Below are 6,000 nucleotides of genomic sequence, written 5' to 3' on the forward strand. Positions count from 1 at the left end.
AATTGCAATACTTTGAATTTGAGCAGCTTGTTATTTTCCGGAAGTATTCCCCCAAATCGGCGAATTTCCGCCGATCGGTTTTTTCTTTCGTTTCCAACAAATGACAGGAAGTGATTTTTATACCGGTTTTACGGACATTTGTCCGGTCCTTTCCGTCCCTCCACCACGTCATTGAAACATCCTTCGCTTATGGTACAATCCACCGCATGATTATGAAGACTGCGCGGACAACCGCCATCGCCCTTTCAGCTTTTATTCTCCTTTCCGGGACAGATTGCCCGGCGCAGGTATATAAATGGGTGGACGAAAATGGCCATACCCATTACGGCAACGATCCCACCAAGACACCCCAAGGCTCCAAACGGGAAAAAGTGTCAAGCAAGGGGATGGCCGATGAATCATACAAAGTCGAGGAGCCTCCGGCCCCCGCACAGACCGAAGCGCCCAAAACCGGCGCTGGCAAGTCCATGGGGGTGGAAGTGGTCGGCGACAACATTGAGATACTCGATTCCCCCACGGGCCTTGCGCGGGTGAAGGCGTCGCTTAAGAACAATTTCAGCTATCCTGTGGAAGGGGTCCGGCTGGAGGTGATATTCATACTCCGCAATTCAAAAAAGACCGAGCCGGTTGTATTTCCATATTCTGGCGCAAAACCGGGGGGCAAGCTTGCGTCCGGGGAGATAGGAGTGATAGACCAGGAGACCTCCTACACTTCCGACGGTATCCGGGGTTACCAATACCAGGTGGTCTGGAATTTTTACAAGGGCCCTGGACAGGAAGGCCAGCCTCAAAGTGACACCGCCCCGGAAGGGGCCACCGGAGAGGCCGCCGCACCCCAATAACTCCTGCCGCTCATCCCCCCCTTTATTTCATCCCTGCATAAGGCCATTCGTCGCTCTATCCGTCCATCCGTCCCATTAAAGTTGCCCTCCGCCATACACGCCGTACGATGGCGGTATCAAACCTGTTTTGGAGGGAAGAAAAATGAGATTTGCCGTCAGGACGCTGGCATTGGCGCTGCTTGCCGCCGCATGCGCCTATCCGGCCTGGGCCTTTGAATCATCCGCCGGGCTGACCACGGCCAGAAATATATTCCTTAACGTCGTGGACCACAAGGGTGGATCGCTGGACGAAGCGCAACGTAGTTTTGAAGCGCTCGCCGGAAGGGAGCCGGCCAATCCGCTTTACTTAAGCTACCTTGGGGCGTGCATGGCGCTGCGCGGGGACGCGGCGTGGATGCCGTGGAAGAAAATGCAGTTCACTGAGCAGGGACTGGAAATGCTCGATAAGGCCCTCGCCATGCTAAATAATCCGGAGCCGGGCCGTCCAATGGATTTCCATGACCTGCTTGAGACCAAGCTTGTGGCGGCGCAAACGTTCATCCAGACGCCGGACAGCATATTCCACCGGGCCGCGATGGGGAAACGGTTGTTGAGCGAGATACGGGGCGCGGCGCAATACGCGTCCACCAACCCGGTGTTCCGGGCGCGGGTGGAAAGCCTGAACTCCCATGTAAAGGAGAACGGATGATGCCAGCCGGACCGGTTATAGAACTGCGCGATATCAGGAAGACCTACATGATGGGGGAAACGAAGGTGGAAGCGTTGAAAGGTGTGTCCATTTCGCTTCAGGCCGGTGAATTCACCGCCCTGCTTGGCCCTTCCGGCAGCGGGAAAAGCACGCTGCTGAACATCTGCGGCCTGCTGGACACTCCCGATTCCGGCGAATACCTTTTCAATGGAGGCAACGGCGGCGGCGAGAAACATTTGACAACCCTGCGCCGCAAAAGTATCGGATTTATTTTCCAGAGCTTCAACCTCATCCCGGTGATGACAGCGTATGAGAACGTGGAATATCCCCTCCTGCTGGCGGGAACTCCCGCAAAGGAGCGCAAGGAGGCGGTGGAGCGGATATTGGAGGAGACCGGCGTGGCCGCGTTCAAACACCATCCGCCAGACAAGCTTTCCGGGGGCCAGCGCCAGAGGGTGGCCATCGCCCGCGCGCTTGTGAAAAAACCAAAACTTGTGATCGCCGACGAGCCCACCGCAAGCCTGGACTCGGACACCGCCGCCATGGTGGTTGACCTTATGAAGTCCATGGCTGGATCCCACGCCGTCACGTTCCTTATCGCCACCCACGACGAGCGGATGAGCCGTCACTGCGGAAGGGCCATCACCATGGCCGACGGGAGGCTGATATGAAATGGGTCAAGTTCGCATGGAAGAACCTCTGGCGCAACAGGCGCCGGGCGGGTATCACCATCGGAATAACTTCGGTGTGCGCGGCGGGGCTGCTCGTCTTCGGCGGGTTCATGCTGTTCACCTTCGATTCGCTGGCGGAGATGGCCTCCCGGAGCAGCGGGCACCTGGTCATATCCCACCCGGAGTACTTCGCGAAAGACGAGCCTGCCCCCATGGCGTTCGGGCTTGGCTCCTGGGAGAAGATGCGGGCCGGCCTTTTAGGCGATGACAGGGTCAAATACGCCCTTCCCCGGATAAACTTCACCGGGCTTGTGTCCAACGGGGAAAAATCGGTGATCTACATGGGAAGCGGGGTGGACGCGGAACGGGAGTTTATCGTGCACGGCCCGTTCCTGGACATAAAAGAAGGGGGTGAACTGACGCGCTCCGCCGACGGCATGCCCAAGGTGATGCTCGGCGCGGACATGGCCCGCGACCTTAACGCCAGGGTTGGAAACGTCCTGACCATCCTTTCCACAACTTCCGCCGGGGCGCTCAACGGCATGGACTTCCAGGTGGCCGGGACATACTCCACCGGGACGCCGGAGCTGGACAAGCGGTCGCTGATGGTGGACCTGCCAGCGGCGCAGGAATTGATCGCCACGGACAAGGTCTCCACCATGTCCATTTATTTGCGGGACATCAACGACACCGGCGAGGCGTCCATAGTGTTCGGCTCCATGTGGCCCGGGCAAAAGATCACGCACTGGAGCGAGCTTGCGTTTTTCTACCACAAGGTGCGCGGGCTGTATTCACGCATTTTCGGCGTGTTCGGGATAATCATACTCATCGTGTCGCTCATGTCTGTGGCCAACACCGTGTCCATGACTGTTATGGAGCGGACGCGGGAGATAGGCTCGATGCGGGCGATGGGAGCGTATCCGGGGGAGATACTGTCCAACTTTGCGCTGGAGTCGGCGTTGACCGGATTGATCGGCTCCGCCGCCGGAATGGCGATAGCGGGAGTTGTGACGGTGTGGCTGGCATACGCCGGGATCATGATGCCCCCTGCGCCGGGGATGAACAGGGGCTACCCGCTGATCATCAGCTTTTCGTGGGAGATGTACCTTGTTGTGGGCGCCGTGATGACGGTGGTGACGGTGATCGGTGGGGCGCTGGCCGCCCGGCGCGGGGTGAAAATTTCTGTTGTGGAGGCGCTGGCCCATGTTTAGGAAACTGATCCTTTCGATTTTGCTTCTGGCGGCGGCCGCACAGGCCCGGGCCGATGACGGGATATCGGCGATCCTGCGCGAGGCGGACATGTTCCGCCTGCCGGTAAAATCATCACGGCTGGACGTGGGAGTGACCGTGATGGTGGACGGCAAGGAGGACAAGGTGTCCAAATACCGGGTCTATGCGAGCCCGGGGCGCAAATCGCTTATCCTGTTCCGCTCCGCCGGGGAACTTGGGCAAAAGGCGCTGCAGTTGGACGAGAAGTTTTACCTGCTCATGCCAAGGTCGCAGTTGCCTGTGCGCATATCCCCCATGCAGAAACTGCTGGGGGACGCGGCGGTGGGGGACATAAGCACAATGACCTGGAGCGAGGACTATACCGGATCGGTGGAGAACAAAAACGTGGACGCCGGCGGCCAGCGATGCCTTATGCTGCGGCTTACGGCGGCCCGGGAGGGGACCACCTACGGCCAGGTGGAGCTGTATGTCACCAAAGATCGGCATTTTCCGGTTAAAGCAAGCCTGTACCTGGCCTCCGGGCGCCTTGCCAAGGAGGTCGAATTCCATGAAGGGCGCATCGGCGAATACACAATGGTGAGCTCCATGACGATGCGCGACAGGATACAGAAGAACCGGGTGACCGAAGTGACCTACAGCGCGTTGAAACCGATAAGCGTTCCGGACAACTATTTCAACCCCGCTTACCTGACCCGCAACAATGTGGAGTGAACGCCCCTTCGCCGCCGCCGCGCTGATTTTGGCCGTGACGGCTTCCAGCGCCTTCGCGGACGCGGAGGCTGGCCTGCGCGCGCTTTACCAACGGGAGACAGGCGGCGTGGACAACGTGTTCCACGCTCCGCCGGGCCGTCGAGCATATCCTTCGGAGGAAGCGCGGCAGGACGCATACTTGCGCTGGAGCGGGCCGCTTGGCAAATTTTCCGGCGTGGCCACCTCCGCGGAGGGGGTGGACTGTTGCGGTTCTAACCAGAAAGGGACGGTCAACGAGCTTTACGCAAATTTGACCATCGCCGAAGGGGTGGAGGCGAGCGTGGGAAAAAAGGTGGCCAGTTGGGGAATGGGGCAGGGATTCCGGCCGCTGGACGTGATCCAGAGGGAGGACAGGCAGGCGATTGAACCTTTGGACCTGGAGGGGATACCGATGGTTACGATAGAGTCGTTTTCCGGAGTGAGCGGGATTACGCTGATCGTTGGGGACCGTTCGTGGATGGATGGATCGGGAGTGGAAAAAGACGAACTTGAAGCGGGCCTGAAATATTCGTCTCTTCTTGGTTCCGCCGACTTGCAGATCGTTGCCCACGCGCTCGAACGAAAGGAAGCCTCCGCCGGCGCCGGGCTTTCAATCGTGTCGGGAGACAGCTTTGAGGCGCACGCTTCATTCAATTACCTCCCCTATTACACGAAACAGTTCCACACTCTTGCCGGCCAGCCCGCCGGACTTCTGGAGACCCACGACCCTTACGTTGACGTTATAAAACATCATGGGGCGCAGGCGCTCATCGGTGGATCGTGGACATGGGAAAACGCGGTATCCCTTATGATAGAAGCGTGGCACGACGACACGGCATACACAAAATCCGAATGGGAGGACATTCTTGACATCGCCCAAAGCCAAAGCAGCCTTTTGGAGGCGGGAGTCCCGGAAGAAGCGGTGTATGGGAACATAAACGGAGCCTCCCGGATTTTTAAACGGCGTAACATTTTGCAGGATGCGGTGATGGTGCGCCTGGCGTACGGCGGCAAGGATTTCAGGCCGGAGATATATGCTCTGGCCACCCCCGCCGACGGAGGCTTGGCGGTGACGGCGGCGGCGGACTACAGGCTGCGGGATGGTATCATTATGTTCGGGGCGGTGCGCTGGCTCGGCGGAAACCGGGATTCCGCTTACGCACAGGCGGGATTTTCAGAGATCATATACGCAGGCATACGAGTGGAAGGGGCGTTAATTGACGAAAACTGAATCGAACGCGGCGTCGCTGCTTAAGTATATGGGCGAATGGCGGAGCGTTGCCGCCAATGTCGCCGTATGCACGGGCATCGCGCTTTTCCTGCTGTCCATCGGCATTGGCCACACCATTTGGGAGGATCTTGTCATCTCCTACAGCATCGGCTTTTGCATTTATTTTTTTATCAGCCTTTTCCTTTTTATCTCCCGCAACCAGCCCACGGCGTTCCATGGCCTTGCGGTCATCCTGGGAATTTTTCTCGGGACAATCGCGGGGGCGCATATCGGGTTTACCCTGGCCGGCGATGGTGAATTCATATCCTTTGGCAACGTGGTATGGCGGCAGGCGATGGTCATTGGCGTCACATTCGGCGGAATAGTGTCGTGGTTCTACTTTTCTTTCATGCGGCTTTCGCAGGTGGCGGAGCGGGCGAAGGAAGCGGAGCTCAAACAGGCAGTGTACGGCAGGCAGCTTGCTCAGGCGGAGTTATTAACCGTCTCATAATAGTATTGACATAAGTGGATATATGCGTTACGCTGTAGTCCATGAAGAATACAGATGGGCGCGGGCTTGATAGTAAGACATTGACGCAGTTGCGCAAGCGGGCTGTGGCCTGTGTGCAG

Annotated in this window: 7 protein-coding genes; all 7 read left to right on the forward strand. The window is 58.2% G+C overall.

Going from position 1 to position 6,000, the window contains the following annotated elements; translation table 11 throughout:
* Positions 1–206: 206 nt before the first annotated feature.
* The 7 genes from HZB29_02730 (at position 207) to HZB29_02760 (ending at position 5,881) form a co-directional block, all read left to right on the forward strand.
* Positions 207–842 carry a DUF4124 domain-containing protein gene (locus tag HZB29_02730; GenBank protein ID MBI5814508.1) on the forward strand — a complete coding sequence of 212 codons (636 nt, stop codon included), beginning with the start codon at positions 207–209 and terminating at the stop codon, positions 840–842.
* A 142-nt stretch (positions 843–984) separates the two neighbouring features.
* Positions 985–1,530, forward strand: a complete 546-nt coding sequence (locus tag HZB29_02735; GenBank protein MBI5814509.1) for a hypothetical protein — start codon at positions 985–987, stop codon at positions 1,528–1,530.
* Positions 1,530–2,201 carry an ABC transporter ATP-binding protein gene (locus HZB29_02740; GenBank protein ID MBI5814510.1) on the forward strand — a complete coding sequence of 224 codons (672 nt, stop codon included), beginning with the start codon at positions 1,530–1,532 and terminating at the stop codon, positions 2,199–2,201. Before HZB29_02735 ends, HZB29_02740 begins: the two co-directional genes overlap by 1 nt.
* Positions 2,198–3,412: an ABC transporter permease gene (locus tag HZB29_02745; GenBank protein MBI5814511.1), complete on the forward strand. Its 1,215-nt coding sequence runs from the start codon at positions 2,198–2,200 to the stop codon at positions 3,410–3,412. The genes HZB29_02740 and HZB29_02745 overlap by 4 nt, the downstream gene beginning before the upstream one ends.
* Entirely contained in the window at positions 3,405–4,142 is a 738-nt protein-coding gene (locus HZB29_02750) for an outer membrane lipoprotein-sorting protein (protein ID MBI5814512.1), read from the forward strand. Before HZB29_02745 ends, HZB29_02750 begins: the two co-directional genes overlap by 8 nt.
* A complete protein-coding gene (locus HZB29_02755; GenBank protein ID MBI5814513.1) occupies positions 4,132–5,391 on the forward strand; it encodes a hypothetical protein in 1,260 nt (419 codons plus the stop codon). Before HZB29_02750 ends, HZB29_02755 begins: the two co-directional genes overlap by 11 nt.
* A complete protein-coding gene (locus HZB29_02760; protein ID MBI5814514.1) occupies positions 5,378–5,881 on the forward strand; it encodes a hypothetical protein in 504 nt (167 codons plus the stop codon). Before HZB29_02755 ends, HZB29_02760 begins: the two co-directional genes overlap by 14 nt.
* The last annotated feature ends 119 nt before the right edge of the window (positions 5,882–6,000 follow it).

This window comes from Nitrospinota bacterium, assembly GCA_016235255.1.
GTDB lineage: Bacteria > Nitrospinota_A > UBA7883 > UBA7883 > JACRLM01 > JACRLM01.